The sequence below is a fragment of the Pseudomonas sp. MT92 genome (assembly GCF_058792515.1).
Map to the genome: position 1 here is coordinate 455,460 of NZ_JBXAFA010000002.1, position 20,672 is coordinate 476,131.

Genomic DNA, 20,672 nt, shown 5'->3' on the forward strand with positions numbered 1-20,672 from the left:
CAATGGCTTATCAACATCAATGCGCCATGACTTGAAAAATGACTGGGGAATGACACCCGCTAGCGGGGAAAGTTCGCCCCCATTTTCAGGGAATCAATTTGAACGACAGACGGACACGCGTACCCTCGCCTTCGCGACTGTCCAGCGTCACAGCCCCGCCAAAACGCTCCATGATGCGCTTGACCAACACCAGCCCGACGCCAAGCCCGCCGCGCTTGGTGGTGAAGAACGGTCGGAAGGCCATGGCGCGCTGTTCTTCGTTCATGCCTTTGCCGGTATCACTGATCACCACACAAACGCTACGGGAGTCGGTCGGCTCCAGGGTGATGGTCAGCGTACCGCCCTCGTCCATGGCTTCCAGGGCATTGGCCAGCAAACTGTTGAGGATCTGCGTCAGCTGTATCGGTTGGCTCAACACCATCGGCGTGTCCTTGGGCTCGAACACGACATTGATCCGGGCCTTGGCGATCTGCTGTTCATAAGCGCCGAGCGCATCATGCAGCGTGGCCACCAGGTTCACCGACTCGGCCACGTCACTCAACGGTCGCAACGATTGCAGCAACTCGCGCACCCACTTCGACATCCGGTCGACCTGACCGATGATGTCATTGATGTTCTTGTGCGCAGGCCCACTGTCGAACTCCAGGGCCAATTCAGCGCTTGAGCGAATGGTCGCCAGCGGGTTGCGCAAACTGTGGGCGACCGCCGACGACATCTCGCCCAGGGCGACAAAGGTTTCGTTGGTGATCAACTGCTTTTGCTGCTGCGCCAGCAAAATCGCCGCACGCCGCACAATCCAGTACAACCCCAGGTAAATGATGCCGCCGCCCAGGGCCGTGGCCAGCCAGATCAGCACCAGGCCGCGCATCATGCGATTGATCAGGTCCTGGGGCTCTTTATAGATCTCGACCATCGCGGTGACCTTGTCGCCATCGGCATCGAACAGCGGAATGTAGTTCTCGATGAAGATGTATTCCGGAGGCGTCACGAACTTCTGCTCCATGCGGGTCTTGTCCACATCGTGATAGCTGGCCGATACCGGAATCATTGAGTCGAAGGCCCGATCCAGGTCTTCATCGGCATGAATGGTGGTGCCCATCAACGCCGGGTTGGTCGACCAGATCACCATGCGGTCGGGGGCATAGACGTTGGCCAGGATCACGTCGGGCAAGTGCGAGATGTGGTCGAGGAATTCACCGCGGGCATTGGCCCGGGCCATCGGGTCGACGTCGGGAAAGTCGCGGTCTTTGCGCGGGTCGAGCAATTCGCCCATGGTCCGCACGTTGGGGATCGACACATGGCGCACCTCGGCCGAGGCAATCGCGGTCAGGAACTGCGAGGTCAATAACGCATCGCGCTGCACGCTTTCGGTAATCACGAACTTGGTCGATACCGAACCCAGCGCCACCGCCACCGTGCCGATCACCGCCATGCTGATGAGCGAAAACCAGCGCAGCAGATTGAACGGCTGCTTGCGCCTGCTCAAGCGGAGGTCGCCCTTCTCGGACGCCAGTGTTTTTGCCTGCGTGGTCATGGACGTTTTTCCGACAAAACCCCTACAGGATTTATAGCCCACTAATGGCAGTTTGCCCGACATTGGGCTTGATTCCCCCCACCCCTTCCCCACCCATGCGGCTATCCCCACCTCCCCCCAATGCTGGGGAAAGAGGCCCGTTCCCAAGATCGGGTCAGCGCCCTCGCTTGCACCGCGCAAGCCTTTGGCTCGGGCTTCTGAGGGGCATTTCCAGCGGTTGGTATGGAAGTTGCCGAAGCCCTGTCAACTGACCCATCCCCAAGGGGCAGGTACTCTGATAGAGGGAATACACATGCACCCTTTACTGTCCAAAACCGCGACCGCCCTGGTTGTGACCGCCCTGGCCCAGGGCATCGCCCAGGCAGCGCTGTTTGCCGTAGACCCCGGGCCCTACTCACCGGCCATCGGCTCCTTCGCCTCCTGGTACCAGGACACCCATGGCCGGACGCTCGATTTGTGCCTGTCCAAGGCTGTCAGTTCGCGAGTACCGAGTGCGCCCGGAGCTCCCACCTACATGTGCAGTCTGCTGCCGGCTCCGGGGATCTTCGACGATGCGCAACCGGTGGTCTTCCCGAGCAACTTCCCCGATGAAGCGTTCTGGTTCACCGGTGACGGCTCCATCGTCGATGCCGCTCGCGGTGTCAACCTGACGTACGTCAGTGCCGTCGAAGCTGCCTTCAGCGGTGGCGATCCGGTCGATGGCGACCAGATCAGCTTCGCCCGCATCCGCATTCGCGTCGACGTGCCCACCGCGGGCACCTACGTCATCACCCACCCCTATGGCGTCGAAGTCTTTAACGTCGACACCCCCGGCCGCCGGGCGATCAACATGACCCGGGACATCGGGATCGGCGCGCCGAAGACCTACGACGGCGCGCTCAAAGGTGACGTCGGGCCGTTCCTGCGCAGCGTCAATGGTCCCTACACCGAAACCAACCCGGTCACCGGTTCCGCCGAGCAATTCGTCGGCGACCCGAACCTGGTGGAAGCCTTCACCGGCAGCCCGTTCAATACCAACTACATCCGCATTGAAGGCCCCAACGGGCTGGATCTGCGCACGACAGTGATGGCCATCTCCGGCAAGTTGTCGACGGTGGTCCGGCCGACCCCGATGATCGCCCAGCGCAGCACCTACTCGCGCACGGCCGGCGCCAGTGCGCCCGTGGCCCAGCAGGACGTTTTCGTGCTGGCCCCGCCGCCGCCCGCCAAGGTGACCCTGGACAGCAACAACCCGGTGCTCAACCTGACCGAGGCCGACACCACCGGCAGTTGGTACGCCCAGTCCGCAACCAACCCGACGTTGCCGAGCACCTTGCAGGTGACCGCCGACAATCACCTGGCCATCCCCAGCAGTACACCGACCACCTTGCCCATTCCCCTGACTGACCTGGTGGTGATTTCACGCGCCGAGTACAGCCTGAGCACCGGGCAAATCACCGTGGTCGCCTCCACCAGCGACGAAACATCGCCGCCCGTGCTCACCGCCACTTCCGCAGGCGGTGCAACCATCGGGGCCTTGAGCGGCGACGGTGCAGTGAAAACCCTGTCCACCGGGATCTCACCGATTCCGCCAGCCAAGGTTCAGGTGACGTCATCCAATGGCGGCAGCGATACCGAAGAAGTGGTCATCGTGCAATGAACGCTCACATGGCCAGATCCTCATCAGGAGGCATCATGAACAAATTGCCACGCCTGGCGCTCAATGCCCTGGGACTGACTCTATCGCTATCCGGCAGCGCTTTCGCGCAACTCGCCGCCGTTGACCCCGGCCCTTATACCTTTGCCACGGGGAAATTCCCGATCTGGTATCAGGACAACAACCTGCTGTCGATGGAACTGTGCCAGTCCCGGGCCGTGAGCTCGCGAGTGGCGGCCGCCACACCAGCGGCCTACATGTGCACCCTGCTGCCAAACCCGGGCATTTTCGACGACACCCTGCCGATGGTGTTCCCGGACAATTGGCCAGACGAAGCGTTCTGGTTCCTCGCCGGCGCCACCATTCCCAACAACGCCGCAGGCTATGGGATGGATGCGTACGTGGCGGGCATAGAAGCGGCATTCGCCGGGGGCATCCCGCTCGATGGCGATCAAATCAGCTTTGCGCGGATTCGCATGCGCATTAGCGTGCCTGTGGCCGGCACCTACACCATCACCCATCCCTATGGTGTCGAAACGGTCAATGTCACCACGCCCGGTCGGCGCGCCATCAACATCACCCGGGACATCGGCGTCGGGGCACCGGGGGTTTTCAACGGGGCATTGAACGGCGCGATCGGCCCCTTCCTGCGCAGCGTCAACGGCCCTTACACCGAAGTGAACCCGGACACCGGGACCGTCGAGACCTTCGTCGGCGACCCTAACCTCACCGAACAAGTCACCGGCAGCCCCAACAACACCAACTTCGTGCGCATCCAGGGCCCCGCCGGGACCATCGAGACCAACCTCTTCACCGTGTCCGGCAAGGTCCTCGATAACCGGGCGCAAACAGCGGTGGAACTCAACCGCGCCACTTACCGCCGAACCTCGTCGGGCACCGGCACCAGCACCCGGGTCGAAGTCTTCGGCAAGGCCGACAACAGCTCCACGCTGTGCTTCCGCGAAACCGTCGCCCTGGTACCTGGCCCACCGCCAACCCCCTGCCTGACCAACCTCACCGGCGACGGTACGGGTCTGTTCTTCGGCCATCGTCTGTTCAACGGCCCCGTGCCTGCGGTGGTGGTGCTGACCGCCACCGATCCCACCGGCACCACTCGCCCGACTGCCGTTTCGAGCAAGCTCAATGACCTGGTGAAAATCCAGACCGCTCGCTACAACTGGAGCAATCACAGCCTGCTGATCGAGGCGACATCCTCTGACGAAGTGGCGGTTCCGGACATGGTCGCTCAAGGCTATGGCCGCCTGTCGAAGTCCGGCACCCTGCAACGCCTGACGGTGGCGGACCTGCCGCAACCACCCGCCAGGGTCACCGTCAAATCCGCCGCCGGCGGCAGCGACACCGAACCTGTTGTGGTGGTCGGCGCCGCACCAGACACTGGCGAGAACCAGGCGCCGATCGCCGTGGCCGACAGCGCGAGCACCAGCTTCGGCGTGCCGATCACCCTCAACCTGCTGGCCAACGACAACGACCCGGATGGCAACGTGCCGCTGAGCATCACCGCGCTCACTCAACCGGCCGCCGGTCAGGGCACGGTGGCGTTGAGCGGATCGACCGCCGTGGTCTACACCCCACCCGCGGTGGTCAATGCGCCACTGACCACGACCTTCACCTACAAGGCGCAAGACGTCAAAGGCCTGGCCTCGGCCAATCCCGCGACGGTGACCATTACCGTGGCGCCCAACCAGCCTCCGGTAGCCGTCGCCGACAGCGTCGCGACCCTGGGTGTGGCGATCCCGATCAGCGTGCTGGCCAACGACACCGATCCGGAAGGCAACGTGCCGCTCGCCGTCGCCAGCTTCACCCAACCACCGACCGGTCGCGGCACCGTCACCAGTAATGGCACGGTCCTGACCTACACCCCACCGGCCACAGTCACCACGGCCTTCACCACGACCTTCAGCTACTTCGCCCGGGACAGCTTCGGTGCTGTGTCGACGACGCCGGCCACGGTCACGGTGCAAGTCTCGCCACGGCCTGCCGCGGAAACCTTCACGGTGACCACGGCCACGGTGTCCGCCCGTTCCAATAACCGCTTCACCTGGGACTTCGCAGGCACCTCATCGGTGACCACCGGCAACACCATCACCGTCCAGGTCAGCACCCCGACCGGGCTGCAAACCCTGGGCACGACCACTGTGCCGGTGACCGGTCGCTGGAGGCTGACGGTGAACAACACCACCACGGTGATTCCGTCGGCGAACCCGACAGCCACCATCACCTCGTCCCAAGGCACCGTGCGCACCGTGTCGGTGATCTCGAACTGAGCCCTCGCCCCATCGACTCCCGAGTCGATGGGGCTGGCCTCCTCCCACAGGACAACGCCATGAATGCGTCGACCGCCGCCCTGCTCTGCCTGCTTCTGCTTTGCGGCAGCGTAGGCGTGCGCGCCGACGACTTGATGGAGAACGAGGACCTCGCCCCTGCCGCCGATCTCGGCGAGCTGCCACCGCTAATTGGCCAGCACGCACTGATCGACCAGAACGGCCAGGCCAACATCGCGCTGTTGCAGCAGAACGGTCAGTCGCTGCTCGGCCAGATCGTGCAGTCGGGCAGCAATCAGGAAGCCTGGATCCTTCAACAAGGCAGCGACCTGATGGCCTTGATCACCCAGCAAGGTTCTGGCAACGCCGCTTCGATCATCCAGAGCGGCAGCCACAACCGCGCGCAGATCGCCCAGAACGGCAACAACAACGACGCCAGCATCGAACAGGCCGGCTCGGGACAGCAAAGCGCCGTCACCCAGGCCGGCAACGGCATGAGCGTATCGGTCAAACAATATCGCTAAAGCACTGCACCACTTGGAGGTTTCACCATGTTCAAACTGACGCCCCTCACCGCCGCCATCCTGGTCATTGTCAGTGCCCAGGCCTTGGCCGACGACAGCCTGTCCACGCAAACCCAGTACGGTACCGCCAACATCGCCGATGTGAAGCAGACCGCGGCTCCGCTCAGCACCGCCACCCAACTGCAAACGGGCCAGGGCAACGATGCCGCCGCCGTGCAAGACACGGCCACCGGAACCATCAGCCAAACCCAAAGCGGCGACTACAACGCCGGCTACGCCGAGCAATTGTTCGAGGACAACAGCACCATCACCCAGAACCAGGCCGGCAGCTCCAACATCAGCCATGCCAGCCAGTCAATCGGTATCGGCGGCGGCGAAGCCCTGCAACAACAGGAGGGCACCGGCAACTTCTCGTTCATCTACCAGGACAGCCAGGAAGGCACGACCGCCAAGACCTACCAGTACGGCGACGGCAACGAAGCCAACATCGAACAGATTCAACTGGGCGCGGGCAACAACGCTGTGATCATCCAGTACGGCACCACCAACTACGCGACGGCCGAACAGATCGGCCACATGGGCGGCCAGATCGACATCAACCAGGCCGGCAGCACCAACTACGCCTATGGCGACCAGCGCAACGGCACTGGCGGCAACCTGAGCATCAACCAGTCCGGCGACGCCAACGGCACCGAAATCTGGCAAGACACCCAGATCGGCGCCAAGGCCACCGTCTCCCAATACGGGCAGACCAACGAAACCGTGGTCGACCAGAGCTTCGGCGAAAACAACGTGGCCCAGGTGGTGCAAGTCGGCGACCTCAACGCGATCTACGCCGACCAGTTCGAGTCCATGGGCTCGACCCTGGCGCTCTATCAAACCGGCTCGAGCAACGTGCATTTCACCTACCAGAGCGGCGATAACCATACGCTCAACGCCACGTCGGTGGGTACCGGCAACAAGGTCTACGCCAGCAACTGGAAAGGCCCGGAAAAAGGTGGTCAGTTCGGTAGCAACCAGCGCGCGACCCTCAATCAGAACGGCACCAACAACGTCGCCAACTTCACCCAGAAAGGCGCCGGCCACATCATGACCACCAACCAGACCGGCACCGGCAACAAAACCACCGTGACCCAGGCCGATTCCTACAACGAGCTGTACTTCGACCAGAACGGCAGCGACAACATCCTCATCGCCGACCAGCGCGGCACCACCAACCTGGCCCAGGGCAGCAGCAACGGCAGCGGCAACAGCACCGAGTTCAACCAGGAAGGCACCGGCAACCAGGCGTTCACCACGCAGCTGTATGGCGAAGACAACGTCATCACCATCAAGCAGGCTGACACCATGAACGTCGCCTACGTCACCCAGGGCGGCACCGCCAACATTGCCAGCGTCAATCAGAGCGGCGTGGCGCAGACCGCCAACGTGCAGCAGTTCGGTACGGCCAACTCGGCGACTGTTTTGCAGAAGTAATTGTGTGGTGTGAAAAGCCGCGGCCCTTTGCGGGGTCGCGGTTTTTTTATGGATCGTAAAACGACTTGTGTCGGGCGAGCTTGCTGCGGGCGGCGCTCCGACGATGATCGTTAACGATGACGTGGGCTGTCTGAATGCCCGCGTTGCCCGGACGTTCTTCGCGAGCAGGCTCGCTCCTACCGTGGATCGGGTGCACCTGCGGGTGATTGGTCGGCTATAAGGCCGCCATCGCTGGCAGGCCAGCTCCCACAGGAGATTGGGGCAGCTGCAGGTGATTGGTCGGCTGTCAGGCCGCCTTCGCTGCGATGCGGCGACCCGACAAGCCAGCTCCTACAGAAAAGCAAGGCCCACAACCCCGCTCTTCACCACTCATCAGGCCGAGCGTTAGCTCGCCTGCAGCTTTTGATCTTGATCCACCCGCCCCTTCGGTAGGCTGAGTGGAGGTGTGCATCCGGGGAGTGGCGCGCAGCGCCGTTCGACGCAGTCGAACACGCTGCATGTAGGTTGAAGCGAAGCCAACCGGAGGGCAGTGTCCCCGGATGGATACCGCAGCGAAGGAACGCCGAGCCCTAGCGAGGGGCCGGACGCTCGGGGCGAGCCTTTTTGGGTACTTTTTTGGCGTTTGAAAAAAGTGCCTCGCCGTAAGGGCGAAACCATAAGCCGCCGTTACCGCAGCAACGGATATGTACTCAATCAACAACACACAGGTCGGCTGTCAGGCCGCCATCGCTGGCAGGCCAGCTCCCACAGTAGATCGGGTACACCTGCGGGTGATTGGTTGGCTATGAGGCCGCCATCGCTGCGATGCGGCGCCCCGACAGGCCAGCCCCCACAGTCGATCGGGCTACACCTGCGAACGACCACCCAACATCACTCTTCCTGCCCCTCAGTACCCACCTTGTTTTGCGTCAGATAGCGATCCAGCGTCGCATTAGTGTCCGGCGAATTATCCCCGGCCACCTGCCACAAACGCCGCTCGATGCCCTGGGCCAACAAATGCCCCACCGCCGCCTCGATCGCCGACAACACACACAACTGCGCCGGTTCGTTGGTGGTGTAACCGACTTCAGCCTCAAGCAATTTCTTGAATTCGATGAACTTGAACACCCCGGCGCTGCGGCCCACGGAGTAGATGGTCTTGCTGGTCATCACGTTGGCCAGCACCTGACCGCTGCGCACGTCCACCGCCCGCAGGTTGACCGTGACCTGATCCACGCGATATTCCCGGGAAATGTCGATGCCCAGGTAGCGCGCCCCTTCCCCGCCGCTCTTCACGTTGGTGTCGTAGGCGATGATGCCGCCCTCGAGCATCATGTTCGCCGCTTGCAGCGGTGGCAGTTCAGCCTGGATGTTCACCGGGGTATTGGGTTTCTTCTGCGAAGCGCGGATGATCTTGCGCTCGGTCAGCAGGTTTTGCAGCCCTTCACGCTCCAGCACCACGAACCAGCCGCTGGCCTGCAGGGCGTCCATCAGCATGCTCGCCGCGCCCTGGGTCACGCTGGTGGAGAAGGAACTGGCGGGCGTCGGTTTGTACTGCCCGGTCTGATCGCGGAAGCCATAGACGACCGCCATCAAGCGGCCCTTGGGCCGTGGCATGTTCAACAGATCGTAGTAGGTCGAGGCCCTGGGGGTCAGGGTCGGGGTTTCGGTGTCCTGCTCGGCGCCGATCGGCTCGCGCAGACCGCAGCCTTGAAGCGCCGCCAACAGCATCCCCAGCACAATTATTTTTTTCATGTCCATTACTCCCCGTCGTCCCGAATCCCCATCAAGGGGCCAGGCCATTGACCTTGATTTCCGACAGTTCGCCCGTCGCGCGGTCCGTCACTTCAATCGTCAGTTGCCCTGAGTCGTCGACGACATTGACGATGAAGGCATCGGTGGACAGGCTTCCCGTATTGCCGGCGGAGATGTTGTCCAGCAACTGCCCCAGCAGCCTCGATTGCAATTGACTGCTGAACCGCTCCAGGGCCGATGTCCCCGCCACGCTGGTGCGATTCTTCAAGTCCGGGTCGTCAAAATCGTTTTGCGCCTGAGCATTGTTGAGCAGCCAGGTGCCGTTCAACGGGTTGCCGCCAAACGACGGGTTGATCGGCGTGTAGACCAGTTCGGTGGCCTGGACCAGCCCACAACTTCCCAACCCGAGCAGCCAGAGCCCCAGGTGCCGCGAGACCGTTTTCGATTTCATAGTTCGTCCCTCTCAAGGTCCGTGGTGTCCTGCAACAAGGCTTCCAGCTTGCGCTGGACAACCTGCCCGCGTACCCAGTCGGCGGCGTCATAGGCCTCGTCCTTGAGCTCCACGGTGTTCGGCGGCAGGAAGCGCCGATAAACCAGACGCTGTTGATATTCCACGGTCACCAGGCTGCCCCAGCGAGCCGATGGCCGTTCGCGTACCACCAGGTTGAAATCCATCGGGCTGGTGGCGCGCAGGCGTTCACTGAACGCGTAGTAAAACTCGTGGCCGATGTGCGAGATCGTGTCGTCGATGATGAAGCCGAGCATTTCGTCCTCTTCGCCGGCCGAGGCGACACAGCTGCTCAGCACCAGGATCAAGGCCAGGCAGAAACGCTTCATGGCTGCAACGCCTGAGGGGTTTTGCTCTGGCCCTTGGCCGGGCCGGACGCACCATCGAGAAAGGCCTTCTCGGCCACGAACTGCCAGTCCTTGTAGCTGGCCATGCCGTTGAAGTCCGACCACTGGCTGGGAAAGTCCGCCTGTTTGAGCGGTTTGTCCGTGGAAGAACTGGCGATACCGGTGATACGGCCGTCGAAGCCGCGCATCAGGAACCAGTCGCCACCGCCAATCGGGTCCGGATAGAGCTGGCGCAGATGATGTTTGGCGTTGGGAAACCGCTCGTCCTGCAGCAGGTCGGCGAGTTCTTTCGGGTACTGGGCCAGGCCTGGCGAACTGCGGTAGTAGCTGCGCAGTGCCTGGGCGTACTGGGTGCCGACCCACAACAGTTGACGTTCGCGATCGCGGCGCGAGGCGGTGGCCCACAACTCGCCGGCACTGGCCAGGCCCATGCCCATCACCATGATCAGCAGCAGCACACCCAGGTAGGTGAAACCGCCCTGCGCAGCAGGCTTACCACTCGGAATAGAGGCTGCCATCACGCGCCCTCCCGGTGGCTCCGCTCTTGATATCAGCCACCCCGCCCTGAACGCCATCCGGCGGCGCCACCAGGACCCAGGCGTCCTTGCGCTCGGCGATCGGGTCCATTGGCTGGTTGCGCAAGTAGCGCTGCTCGACCATTTGCTCGATGGAATCGGGATAACGCCCGGTGTCGCCATAGTAGTGATCGAGGGCTTCACGCATGGCCGACAGGCTTTGGCGCAAGGTGGTCTCTTTCGAGGCTTCGAGGCTGTTGAAATAACGCGGCAAGGCGATGGTCATCAGGGTCGCGATAATTGCCATGACCACCATCAATTCGAGCAGGGTGAAACCCTTTTCCCGGCGCATAGATTCACCACTCCCGGTAGGCGATGCCGTTGAGACCCTTGCCCCGGGCCCTGGAGTAAACGTCAAAGACGTCCGCGCCCTCCCGTGGGTTTTGAGCCGTGCTGTCATAGGCGCGCAACCCCCAGCCACCGTCGTCGTCACGCTTGGCCGGTGCCAGCGGATCGTGGGGCACGCGCCGCAGGAAATAGAACTTGGCCCCTTTGGCGCTGCGCACATCCCGCACACCCTCCACCAGCACTTTCAAGTTCGGCGGGTAGCCGCTGCTGTCGAGGGATTTTTCGATGTAACCGGCGTCGAAAGCCCGTTTGTAGGCGTCGATGGCATCGCGGATCTGGTACAGCGCGGTGCGCAGTTCCTGCTCCTTGCCCCGGCGCACCACGGTCTCGGTCAGCGGCGCAGCCAGGCCGGCCAGGAGGCCGACCAGGGCGAGCGTCACCACGACTTCGATCAGGGTAAAACCGCGTTGCGAGGCGTTCATGATCAAGGCTTCCCGACGCTGACTTCGACGTTGGTGGAGGCCACCGGCCGATCGAGGCGCTGAGGCTGGACCGACGATTCCAGCTCACGATTCGGCGCCTGGATGTGCATGCTGGTTTCGGTGCCGGTGGTGAATTCCATGTCCGACGGGCTCTGGTACGGCAGGTTGCGCACCACCCGTGGGGTGATCGACAGCACCAGTTCGGATTTGCCGACGGTGTCCTTGTTACTGCCGAACAGGCGACCCAGACCGGGGATATCGCCAAGCCCCGGGATTTTGTTGCCAGTGGCGCCATGGTCGTTGCGCATCAGGCCGGCGAGGATCTGGGTTTCACCATCATGCAGGCGCAGGGTGGTCTGGGCGTTTCGGGTATCGACCTGCACCGGAATCGTGCCCTGGCGGGTCGGTTCCAGCGGCGTGGCGTTACTGACTTCCAGAGCGATTTTGATCGCCACTTCGTTGTTCAGGTGCACGGTAGGCTGCACTTCCAGCTTCAGACCGACATCCAGGTACGTCACGCTTTCGGTGATCACCGGGCCCTGGGTCGACGGCACCGAAGTGGCGCTGATGATCGGTACACGCTGACCGATGTGGATACGCGCCTGTTCGCGGTTGCTGACGCGGATCACCGGGCTCGCCAGGGTATTGATGTCGTTGTCCTGGGCGTTGATCTTGGCCTGCGGCGACGGCGAGATGCTGATCCGGCTGGAATCGATGCCCTTGAGCTGATCGAGCAGCGTGACCGCCGAACCGTCGCTGTTGACCACGCCGAAGGTGTTCGGCCATTGCAGGCCGAGGTCGAGAATGCGCTGGGTGGCGACTTCCATGACTTCCACTTCCAGCACCACTTCAGGGTTGGACTGGTCTTGGGATTGCAGGAGTTTTTCCGCCATGCGGATGGCATCGCCGGTGTCGCGCATGGTCAGGGTGTTGAGCCGTTCATCGACGAATACGTCGCGGGTCTTGAGCATGGTCTTGACCATGTTCAAGGCCGTGTTGGCATCGATGCTGGTCAGGTAAAAGGTGCGCATCACCAGTTCCTGATAATCCTTGAGCTTCTGCGGCGAATCCGGGTAGATCAGCAGGGTGTTTTCGTTCACCACTTTCTGATGCAACTGGTTCTGTTGCAGCAGCAGTTCCACCGCGTCTTCGATGCGCACGTCACGCACGAAGATGGTGGCTTTCATGTCCGGGCGCAGGTCTTTGTCGAAAATGAAATTCAGACCGGCGACCTGGGACAGCACCTCGAAGATGGTCTTGAGGTTGGCGTCGCGAAACTCCAGGGTGACGGGCTTGTCCAGGCGCGTGCGCAGTTGCGGATAGGGAATCACATTGCGGCTCTGCACCAGGCGCACATTGCTTTGCAGTTCCAGGGCGCCCTCATTGTTCGGGTCCAGTTCGAGGATCTGTTTGACCTGACGGTCGGCGGCGTAGATGTCGCCGCGACGCAGATCCCCACGGGCCAGCTCGAGTTTTTCATCGAGGCTGCGCAAATGATCGAGCTGGCGTATGGCGTCCTGGGCCCGGCGGTTGTTCGGCTCGATGGACAACACCCGGCCGTAGGTCAGACGGGCCGAGGCGAAGTCGCGCTGGGTGCGGCTCATGTCGGCCTGGCTCAGCAGCGCTGTCACCGCACGGGCCCGTCCGCTGGTCAGTGCCAGGTGCAATTCGGTATCGCGGGGATTTTCGCGCAGGCCTTCCTGGATCCGCGCCAGGCCGGCTTCGTACTGACCCGACGCCATCAGGTCGCTCCCCTCGTCCCTGGCCAGTTGCGCCGAGCTGCACGCGGCCAGCCCCGCACAGAAACCCAAGCTCATCAGCAATCGGAATGTGTTCATTGCGCGCTCCCCACAGACAGAGTCTGGGACAAATGCAGAGGCAGATAGACCAGGCTCAGTTCCATGTCGGAAATCCCCTCGATCTTCCATGTTGCGTCGATCACATCCCCTTTGCGCACGACGTAGATTTTCTCGCCGCTCTGCAAGAACACCTGCAGATCGGTACGGTCATCCATGCGGCCAATGAACTGGAAAGGCATCGGCGGTGCAGTGGGGACCTGCACCACCGGTGCGACGTTGACGGCTTGTTCGGTGACGCTGGCCAGGGTCGGCGCAACCTTCCAGCTACGGGGGGCGAACAGGTCGCCGGCCGGGCTCAGGTCCTTGATCGCCGCCGGCGCGCCCGAGGCTGACGCGGCCGCCAGCTCGCCATGGGTTTTGCCTTTGGCGGGCGTGGCCACTGCCGCGACATCGGCCTCGCCGTCGCCGGCCTGTTTCAAGTAGTCGGGCAACCAGGCCAGCGCCGCCGCCACACCGAAGAACGCTACCCAGCCCATTGCGCGTTTGCTGTTCATCATGACCTCGACAGGTAAAGGGTCATGCGGATCCGCCCGGTCAGGTCGGTGTCGGCGATCTTCTTGCGCTGCAACTCCACGTCCTCCAGCACCACCGCCGGCAACTGGCCGAGCAAGGCGTGCAGGAAGCGCCGCAGTTGCGGGTAGCTGCCCCGCACCGGCAGCAGGATCTGGTAGCGCGCCAGGTGGGTTTTCGGATCGATGCCCAGGGAATACTCACCACGAGCCAGGGTGATGCGTTCCTGGGCGGCCAACGCATAGATCTTGTCGATGGCCACGGTGGCCTGCGGCTGGGTCGGCAACTTGCTGCGGAAATCATCCAGTTGCCGTTGCGGCACCACCGGCGCGGCCACGGTGCCGTCTTCGACTTTGGCCAGGTATGCGCGGGCTTCGCGGGTCTGCTGGCTGAGCTGTTGCACGGACTGCCAGTCCGGCAGCAAACCGGCCAGGCCATAGGTGAGCGCCAGCACCAGCATCGCCAATCCCGCCAGACCGGGCACGCCCAGGCGTTGCAGGTACTCATGGACGATCAATCTAGGGATTTGCATCGCCAATCTCCCAGGTAGCCGACAAGTTGAATTGCACCGGGTGCTCCGGCACGTTGGCGACGATTTCATGGCTGAGAAGCGACACATCGGACAGCTCGTCGCTGGCTTCGAGGCGCCGGTGGAAGTCGAGCATGGCGTCCAGGTCCCGTGCCTCGGCGCTGATCCGCAGCTGGCCCTTGCGGGCGTCCGGGGTCAGGGTCAGCAAAGCAATGTTGTCGCGGGGCATGGCTTCGAGGGTGGCGAACAACTGCTCCCAGGGGCGGCGCAATTGCTGGGACACCTTGCGCATCTCCGCCAGGTTCTGTGCCTGTTCGCGGATTTGCGCCGGGGTCAGGTTGACCTTGCTGCCCGTGTCGCCGGTGAGCACGCGCTGGGCGGTTTGCAGGTGGCCTTGCTGTTGTTCGGCCTCCGCGCTGAGGTGTTGCTGGATCACGATGCAGGTCAGCACCAGCACCACACCACTGGCCAGCAGGCTCCAGCCCAGCGGGCTGGCGCGACGACGCGGTTGAAAGTCGAGCATCAGGGCGCGCATGTCAGGCCACCGCCCGGGACATGACGTACAGGCAATCGTGTACGGATGTCCGGTCCTCTTCGAGGGTACGCAGGTGCACACCGGGTACGTCGGGGTGCGAGTCGATGCGGGCCGGCGCATGCAGGTAAACGCTCAGGGGCCGTTCGCTGGTGGAGGCCTGCAACTGGCTTTCGCGACCGATCAGGGCCGCCAGGGCGGCATCGCTGTCACTGCTGCCCACCGAACGCACCGCCGCCCAGCGCCCTTCGCGCGCCAGCAACAACACACTGCGCACCGGTTCGGCGACCACGAACAGGAAGTCTGCGGCGTCGAAGCTCTTGTCGAAATGATTGAACGCAGCCATCAGGTACGGCTGCACTGAACGCAGTTTCAGGCCGCGACCGCTCACCAGTGTGCGCAGGCGCTCGAGCAAGTCCTGCGGCAGCGCACTGGCGACGCGGTCGTAGCCGGCCGGTTCGGCCGAGAGCACCAGGCTCCAGGGTTGGCTCGGTACGCCGTAAAGGTCTTCGAAGCACAGTTGGGCAAACCCGCGCAGTTCTTCCGGGCTGCTGATCTGATCGCTCCAGGGCACCAGGCAGAAACGGCTGAAATGCCCGGAGACCACCACCGTCAACTCCGCACCGGCGCGGGCATGCTCGCCCAGCAGCCGGTCGAGGGTTTCCAGGGCCACGGCCCAGGCATGGAAACCTTCATCGATGAAGCCGACGCTGCCCAGCCACAGGGTTTCGCTGCCCTGACGCCGACCCAGGCCGACACCACTGGCGCCGAGGACGGCGATATAACGCTCACGAGATAAAAGTGACACGATTGATCTCCTCGAGAGTGGTCCGGCCGTGTTGCACCAGTTCCAGCGCCGACTCGCGCAGCAGGCGCAAGCCACGTTTGCAGGCGTGGGCCTTGATTTTCGAAATGGGTTGGCGCTCGACGATCATTTGCCGCAGTTCGTCGTCCAGGTGCAGCAGCTCGGCAATCGCGCTGCGTCCGCGGTAGCCGGTGCCACGGCAATGGCCACAGCCCTTGCCGTGCACGAAGTGGTAGTGAGCGACCTGCTGCGGGTCGAGCCCCGAGGTTTGCAGTTCTTCTTCAGTCGGGGTGTACGTCGTGCTGCAGCTGCTGCAGACCAGGCGAATCAGTCGCTGGGCCAGTACTGCGTTGAGGGCGCTGACCAGGCTGTAGGGGTCGATTTCCATCTGGGTAAAGCGGCCGATCACGTCGAACACGTTGTTGGCGTGAATGGTGGTGAACACCAGGTGCCCGGTGAGTGCCGATTGCACGGCGATCTGCGCGGTGTCGGGGTCGCGGATTTCCCCGACCATGATTTTGTCCGGGTCGTGGCGCAGGATCGAGCGCAGGCCCCGGGCGAAGGTCAGGCCTTTTTTCTCGTTGACCGGGATTTGCAGCACGCCCGGCAGTTGATATTCCACCGGGTCTTCAATGGTGATGATCTTGTCCACACCGTGGTTGATCTCGGTGATCATCGCGTACAGCGTGGTGGTCTTGCCGCTGCCGGTGGGGCCGGTGACCAGCACCATGCCGTAGGGTTCGGCCGCCAGCCGGCGCAGTTGGCGCAGGGTTTCGTCTTCGAAGCCCAGGGCTTGCAACTGCACGCCGCAGACCTTGTCCGCCAGGTCCTGTTTGTCGAGCACCCGCAGCACGGCGTCCTCGCCAAAAATGCTCGGCATGATCGACACCCGAAAGTCGATCTGCCGGCCGCTGATACCGATCTTGAAGCGACCGTCCTGGGGCACGCGCTTTTCGCCGATGTCCAGTTCGGCCATGACCTTGACCCGGGAAATCACCTGTTCGGCGAACTCGTTGCCCTGGATCTTGCTGATGTTGTTCAGCACGCCATCGATCCGGTACTTGATCACCAGGCCGCTGCCGGTGGTGCCCAGGTGGATATCGCTGGCGTGCATTTTCAGCGCGTCGTACAGGGTCGAGTTGACCAGTTTGACCACCACGCTGGAGTCTTCGCTGATGCTGGTCAGGGACAGGCTTTGCAGGTTATCGATTTCGCTGCCGGCGTCGCTCTGGGCGTTGAGTGACTCCACGGCGTGGAAGCTCTCTTCGTGGCGTGCCAGGTAGGCTTTCAGGTCGTCGGCGTGCACCAGGTACAGCGGTGCGCCGTGCAGGCAATCATCGATCCAGGCCAGACGGGCGGTGTCGAAGGGGTCGGCAAACACACCGATGACCGCATCGTCGTGACGCAGCAGGGTGAATTCGCGCTTGAGGCATTGGGCCAGGGTGACCCGGTCGAATACGGGGGTGGCTTGAAACAGGCTGTCGGTATCGAGCACCGGGTAATGCAGGGTCGCACCGAGGCACTGGATGAAGGGCATGGGGGCCAGTTCGCAAAGCTCCCCGAGGGCATCCAGCATCCGTTCACCGGAACTGGCGGCCAGCGTTCGCGCCTGGGCTAATTGCTCACTGGAAAAACGGCTGGGTAGACACGCCGACGGCGACGGCTCGACAACAAGGGATAGACGGTCCATGGCTTGCTCTCCAACGCCCGGGGCTTTGAGCCCTGTCGGCGCGGCGAGCTGGTTCGGCGGGGGCCGGAACCTCTTGTCGCGCCACTACTCCCCGGTGAGCAATTGTTCGTCGTCTGGCGCCATGGAGGCCGATGAACTTCGTCGGCGATCGGCAAGCACCCAGCTACCGTCGTACAACTGCAGCGGGAAACTTTCGGTCCTGCTCTGGCGTCGTTCGACGAATCCTTCGGAATCCTTCACACCTGCTTTGGGTTCGCGCTTCATCCCCAGAAGATCACAAACTGCACGGGCCAATTCCGCCAAAGGAAAGGGTTTGAACAGGATGTGGCTGACGCCCAGTTGCCGGGCCCGCTCGCAAACTTCTGCGGTGGGGTGGCCTGTGATCAGCACAAAATGACACTTCCTGTTCTGGCGGACGGCATCGAGCACCTCAAAACCTTCCATATCGGGCAAGCGGTAATCGAACACCATCACATCGGGTGAAAAGCGTTCGGCTTCGCCAATCGCCGCTTCACCGGTGTGCGCTATCCGGACTTCCAGCGCTTGCGCCTGCAGGTACCCCTGGAGGTTTTCCGCCAGCAGCTGTTCGTCTTCAACAACCAGTACTTTGTTTAACAAGGTGGACTCCTTGAAACCGCAGGGCCGATTACCGAACCTGGTGGAGTGCGCGCCTTCAACAGGTCTAACGCACACTTCATGCCAGGCCGGGCGCCGGTCGTTTTATCGCTTCATGTCCTTGAATTTAAAAACAATGCCTTTTCGTCCACTTACCGTTCCCCCCAAAAACGGGGGAACCCGAACGGATTTGCATTGAATCGATTCCCCACTTTTGGGGAAAAGCTCAATCATCGTCAACCCGTTCGATCCGATTACTGGATCGCAGCTGCGCCAGTGCCTGTAGACGAGCCTGAACCTGTTTCTGCCGGGCAAGGTACGCCCGGACCATGTCAAGTCCTTGCTCCTCTGTGACATCGGCGGCCTCCACTCGGTTCTCCAGATAAATCAAATGCCATCCCACGTCCGTGCGCACCGGCTCGCTGAGCGCACCCGGCGCCAGGGCAAAAGCTGTCGCTTCAAACGCTGGCAGCATGCGCCCCCGGGGAAAGTAGCCCAGTTCGCCGCCCTCGCTGGCCGAAGCGTCTTCAGACCCCTCCCTGGCGACACTGGCAAAATCGGCACCATGCGTGATTCGGGTACGCATACCTTCCAAGCGTAGTCTTGCGGCTTCAACAGTGGAAGCATCCGCTCCCTGAGGCACCTTGATCAGGATATGCCTGACCTGTACTTCCTCGGGCCGGCTCATCTCGGCGCGGTGCTCCTCGAAAAATGCCCGTACCTGTTTTTCATCAAGCTCGCCGACTTGGGTGAGGTCGGCGAACACTTGCTGGGCCGCCAGTTCACGGCGGGTGTATTCGGCATAGCTGGCCTCATCGAAACCGGCGTCTTCCAGGCGTCGGGCGAACACCTCGGCACCACCGAAGGCCTGGCGGGTCTTCTCGACCTGGCTTTGCACCGTGGCATCGCTGATCACCACCCCGCGCTTGAGCGCCTCCTGCCAGAGCAGTTCCTTGTCAATCAAGGCATCCAGCGCCGCCTTGCGCAGCTGCTTGTAAGCCTTGGGATTGCGAATATTGCCCACCGAGCGCCCCTGATCCTCCAGGTATTCGGCGAAATAACGCTCCAGGCGCAGCTGGGAAATTTCCTCGCCATTGACCCGCGCCACGGCCGGACCGTTGCTGCAGTATGCCGCTGGCACCCACAGCGCCCACAGAACCAGCAAAGTGTTGAGTTTCATCTACGGCCTCCGGTCAAGGCATCGCGGCAATGGGTTTGTAAGGAGCAACCAGGAAAAAACGCTGGTCAGGCAAGTCCACGGTGACGATGTGCGCGCCACTGAGGCCCTGGCGCCGACCCGGCCCGAAACTGATCAGCGGGGTCAGTCCGGTATCGAAGTCATGCAGGCCTTCCAGGGCCTCGATCAGTTTTTCACGACTGGCATCACGCCCGGCCTGCTTCATGCCTTCGCTCAAGAGCATCATCGAGCTGAACGCACCGACTTGCAGAACCGCATGCTCGCCGCCCAGTTTCTGTCGCTCGCGCACCTGGGTCAGGGCCAGGCGCCCGGCCCGCGTCCAGTCGCTGGGCACAAACGGATAGGCCAGGAATACCCGACGGGAAAAGCCGCTGGGCACTTGCAGCAAATCACCCGCCACCTGATTCGAAGCAGCGAACAGGTAAGGCACCTGGCCCGCCGTCTGCAAGCGCTCGGCGAGCAGACTGAAACCGCCGCTGCTGCCCATGTAAAACACCGAACGCGAACCCAACGGCAAGTCATCCTGCGTCGCCCCATAGGCTTGCAGGCGCACTTTCTCCCAGGCGTTGTCTTGCAGGTACCGGGCGAGTTTCTCTGCGGCCAGCCGTTGACCGGGCTCGTCCGGGTAGGCGATCAGCGTCGGTCCCTGCAACACCCGCAAGGTGGCAGTGGCGTAATTGGCCAGGGCAATCATTTGTTCGCGCAGCCCCGGCAGCGGCTCGAAGATCTCTCGACTGGCCTGGGTCGCGCCTTGCAACGACAGCGGCCCGATCAGGGGCACACCGGCCTGCTCCAGGCGTGCTGCCATGTCCGCTTCCAGCGCTGGCGCCAGCGGTGCGATCAGCGCGAACACCTGCTCCTTGTCGATCAACTGGTCCAGCGCGCGCATGGCGCTGGCGCGGTCGGGGCCGGGATCGAGAATGGTCAGGCGCAACTGCCGACCATGAATCCCGCCCGCCTCATTGATGCGCGCCACGCAACCGTTGAGCACCGCCGCCACCGTGGCGCCCTCCTCGCTCAGCGCGCCCGTGCCCGGTAACAAGGTGCCCAGGTGCAGACTGTCAGCGTCGAGGCCCGGATCACGGTCATCGGCCAGGCGCTTGAGGTAGGCCGTGAGGTTGTGCTGATCTTTCATCGACAACACGAACCTGGGCATCGCCGGGTCGAGTCGATTGTTGCCGGGATCGCGCCCCTCCTGAATCGCCCTGGCCAGCGTGCCCTCGGTGTAGGCCGGGTAACTGCGCCCGTTGATTTGCTGCTGGCCATAGGTGCTGGAGAGCCGCGTCCAGGTCAGGTCCGGCGGCCGCACGCCGCCTTCGGGACGGCCGATGCCATCGCGGCCATGGCAATTGACACACGGCAGGCTGGTGGCCGGCAGCAACATGCCGGCCGCTCCGACCCGGGCCATGATCGGCTCGCCACTGGCCGACACCCCCTCGCGGTACAGGCGTTTGCCGGCGCTTTCGCCGGGGGCCAGCGTCAACGCCTGGGCGCTCAGGCTGATGCCAGACACCATGAGCAGGCCGAGGATGAGGGCTTTTTTCATGG

At 62.8% G+C, this 20,672-nt stretch carries 20 protein-coding genes; 4 read left to right on the forward strand and 16 right to left on the reverse strand.

The features are described from left to right. Positions 1–85: 85 nt before the first annotated feature. Positions 86–1,534 (reverse strand): sensor histidine kinase, encoded by a 1,449-nt coding sequence (locus tag AC1Q6D_RS05205; RefSeq protein WP_103405477.1) that lies wholly within the window; start codon positions 1,532–1,534, stop codon positions 86–88. 292 nt (positions 1,535–1,826) lie between these two features. On the opposite strand from AC1Q6D_RS05205, the gene AC1Q6D_RS05210 reads away from it, so the two are divergent. The 4 genes from AC1Q6D_RS05210 to AC1Q6D_RS05225 are packed head-to-tail and all read left to right on the forward strand — an operon-like array spanning position 1,827 to position 7,452. Further along, on the forward strand, positions 1,827–3,173 hold the full coding sequence (locus AC1Q6D_RS05210; protein ID WP_103406624.1) for a hypothetical protein: 1,347 nt from the start codon (positions 1,827–1,829) through the stop codon (positions 3,171–3,173). Between the two features lie 35 nt (positions 3,174–3,208). Then, positions 3,209–5,455, forward strand: a complete 2,247-nt coding sequence (locus AC1Q6D_RS05215; protein WP_103406625.1) for an Ig-like domain-containing protein — start codon at positions 3,209–3,211, stop codon at positions 5,453–5,455. A gap of 59 nt (positions 5,456–5,514) precedes the next feature. Further along, positions 5,515–5,976, forward strand: a complete 462-nt coding sequence (locus AC1Q6D_RS05220; protein ID WP_103406626.1) for a curlin — start codon at positions 5,515–5,517, stop codon at positions 5,974–5,976. 27 nt (positions 5,977–6,003) lie between these two features. Further along, positions 6,004–7,452, forward strand: coding sequence for a curlin (locus AC1Q6D_RS05225; RefSeq protein WP_103406627.1), 1,449 nt, complete (start codon positions 6,004–6,006; stop codon positions 7,450–7,452). A gap of 870 nt (positions 7,453–8,322) precedes the next feature. Here the strand turns inward: AC1Q6D_RS05225 and AC1Q6D_RS05230 are convergent. The 15 genes from AC1Q6D_RS05230 to AC1Q6D_RS05300 form a co-directional block, all read right to left on the reverse strand. Continuing rightward, positions 8,323–9,186 (reverse strand): CsgG/HfaB family protein, encoded by an 864-nt coding sequence (locus AC1Q6D_RS05230; RefSeq protein WP_103406628.1) that lies wholly within the window; start codon positions 9,184–9,186, stop codon positions 8,323–8,325. 31 nt (positions 9,187–9,217) lie between these two features. Continuing rightward, positions 9,218–9,637, reverse strand: coding sequence for a curli assembly protein CsgF (locus AC1Q6D_RS05235; protein ID WP_103406629.1), 420 nt, complete (start codon positions 9,635–9,637; stop codon positions 9,218–9,220). Beyond that, entirely contained in the window at positions 9,634–10,023 is a 390-nt protein-coding gene (gene csgE, locus AC1Q6D_RS05240) for a curli production assembly/transport protein CsgE (RefSeq protein ID WP_047530662.1), read from the reverse strand. The genes AC1Q6D_RS05235 and csgE overlap by 4 nt, the downstream gene beginning before the upstream one ends. Further along, positions 10,020–10,559, reverse strand: coding sequence for a type II secretion system protein (locus AC1Q6D_RS05245; RefSeq protein WP_047530665.1), 540 nt, complete (start codon positions 10,557–10,559; stop codon positions 10,020–10,022). The genes csgE and AC1Q6D_RS05245 overlap by 4 nt, the downstream gene beginning before the upstream one ends. Next, entirely contained in the window at positions 10,534–10,908 is a 375-nt protein-coding gene (locus AC1Q6D_RS05250) for a type II secretion system protein (protein ID WP_047530667.1), read from the reverse strand. Before AC1Q6D_RS05250 ends, AC1Q6D_RS05245 begins: the two co-directional genes overlap by 26 nt. Before the next feature lie 4 nt (positions 10,909–10,912). Continuing rightward, complete coding sequence (locus AC1Q6D_RS05255; RefSeq protein WP_047530670.1) at positions 10,913–11,386, reverse strand: type II secretion system protein; 474 nt, start codon at positions 11,384–11,386, stop codon at positions 10,913–10,915. A 2-nt stretch (positions 11,387–11,388) separates the two neighbouring features. Further along, positions 11,389–13,224, reverse strand: coding sequence for a secretin GspD/PilQ domain-containing protein (locus AC1Q6D_RS05260; RefSeq protein ID WP_103406630.1), 1,836 nt, complete (start codon positions 13,222–13,224; stop codon positions 11,389–11,391). Continuing rightward, on the reverse strand, positions 13,221–13,739 hold the full coding sequence (locus AC1Q6D_RS05265; RefSeq protein WP_103406631.1) for a hypothetical protein: 519 nt from the start codon (positions 13,737–13,739) through the stop codon (positions 13,221–13,223). Before AC1Q6D_RS05265 ends, AC1Q6D_RS05260 begins: the two co-directional genes overlap by 4 nt. Continuing rightward, entirely contained in the window at positions 13,739–14,287 is a 549-nt protein-coding gene (locus AC1Q6D_RS05270; protein ID WP_103406632.1) for a GspMb/PilO family protein, read from the reverse strand. Before AC1Q6D_RS05270 ends, AC1Q6D_RS05265 begins: the two co-directional genes overlap by 1 nt. Further along, entirely contained in the window at positions 14,274–14,819 is a 546-nt protein-coding gene (locus AC1Q6D_RS05275; protein WP_103406633.1) for a PilN domain-containing protein, read from the reverse strand. The genes AC1Q6D_RS05270 and AC1Q6D_RS05275 overlap by 14 nt, the downstream gene beginning before the upstream one ends. Before the next feature lies 1 nt (position 14,820). Then, the gene (locus AC1Q6D_RS05280; RefSeq protein ID WP_103406634.1) at positions 14,821–15,624 is read right to left on the reverse strand and encodes a hypothetical protein; all 804 of its coding nucleotides are present in this window, start codon (positions 15,622–15,624) and stop codon (positions 14,821–14,823) included. Continuing rightward, complete coding sequence (locus AC1Q6D_RS05285) at positions 15,605–17,311, reverse strand: GspE/PulE family protein (protein WP_103406635.1); 1,707 nt, start codon at positions 17,309–17,311, stop codon at positions 15,605–15,607. The genes AC1Q6D_RS05280 and AC1Q6D_RS05285 overlap by 20 nt, the downstream gene beginning before the upstream one ends. 84 nt (positions 17,312–17,395) lie before the next feature. Next, positions 17,396–17,929 carry a response regulator gene (locus tag AC1Q6D_RS05290; RefSeq protein WP_103406636.1) on the reverse strand — a complete coding sequence of 178 codons (534 nt, stop codon included), beginning with the start codon at positions 17,927–17,929 and terminating at the stop codon, positions 17,396–17,398. Between the two features lie 223 nt (positions 17,930–18,152). Further along, a complete protein-coding gene (locus AC1Q6D_RS05295; RefSeq protein WP_103406637.1) occupies positions 18,153–19,106 on the reverse strand; it encodes a peptidylprolyl isomerase in 954 nt (317 codons plus the stop codon). Between the two features lie 13 nt (positions 19,107–19,119). After that, the gene (locus tag AC1Q6D_RS05300) at positions 19,120–20,670 is read right to left on the reverse strand and encodes an ABC transporter substrate-binding protein (RefSeq protein WP_103406638.1); all 1,551 of its coding nucleotides are present in this window, start codon (positions 20,668–20,670) and stop codon (positions 19,120–19,122) included. Positions 20,671–20,672: the final 2 nt, after the last annotated feature.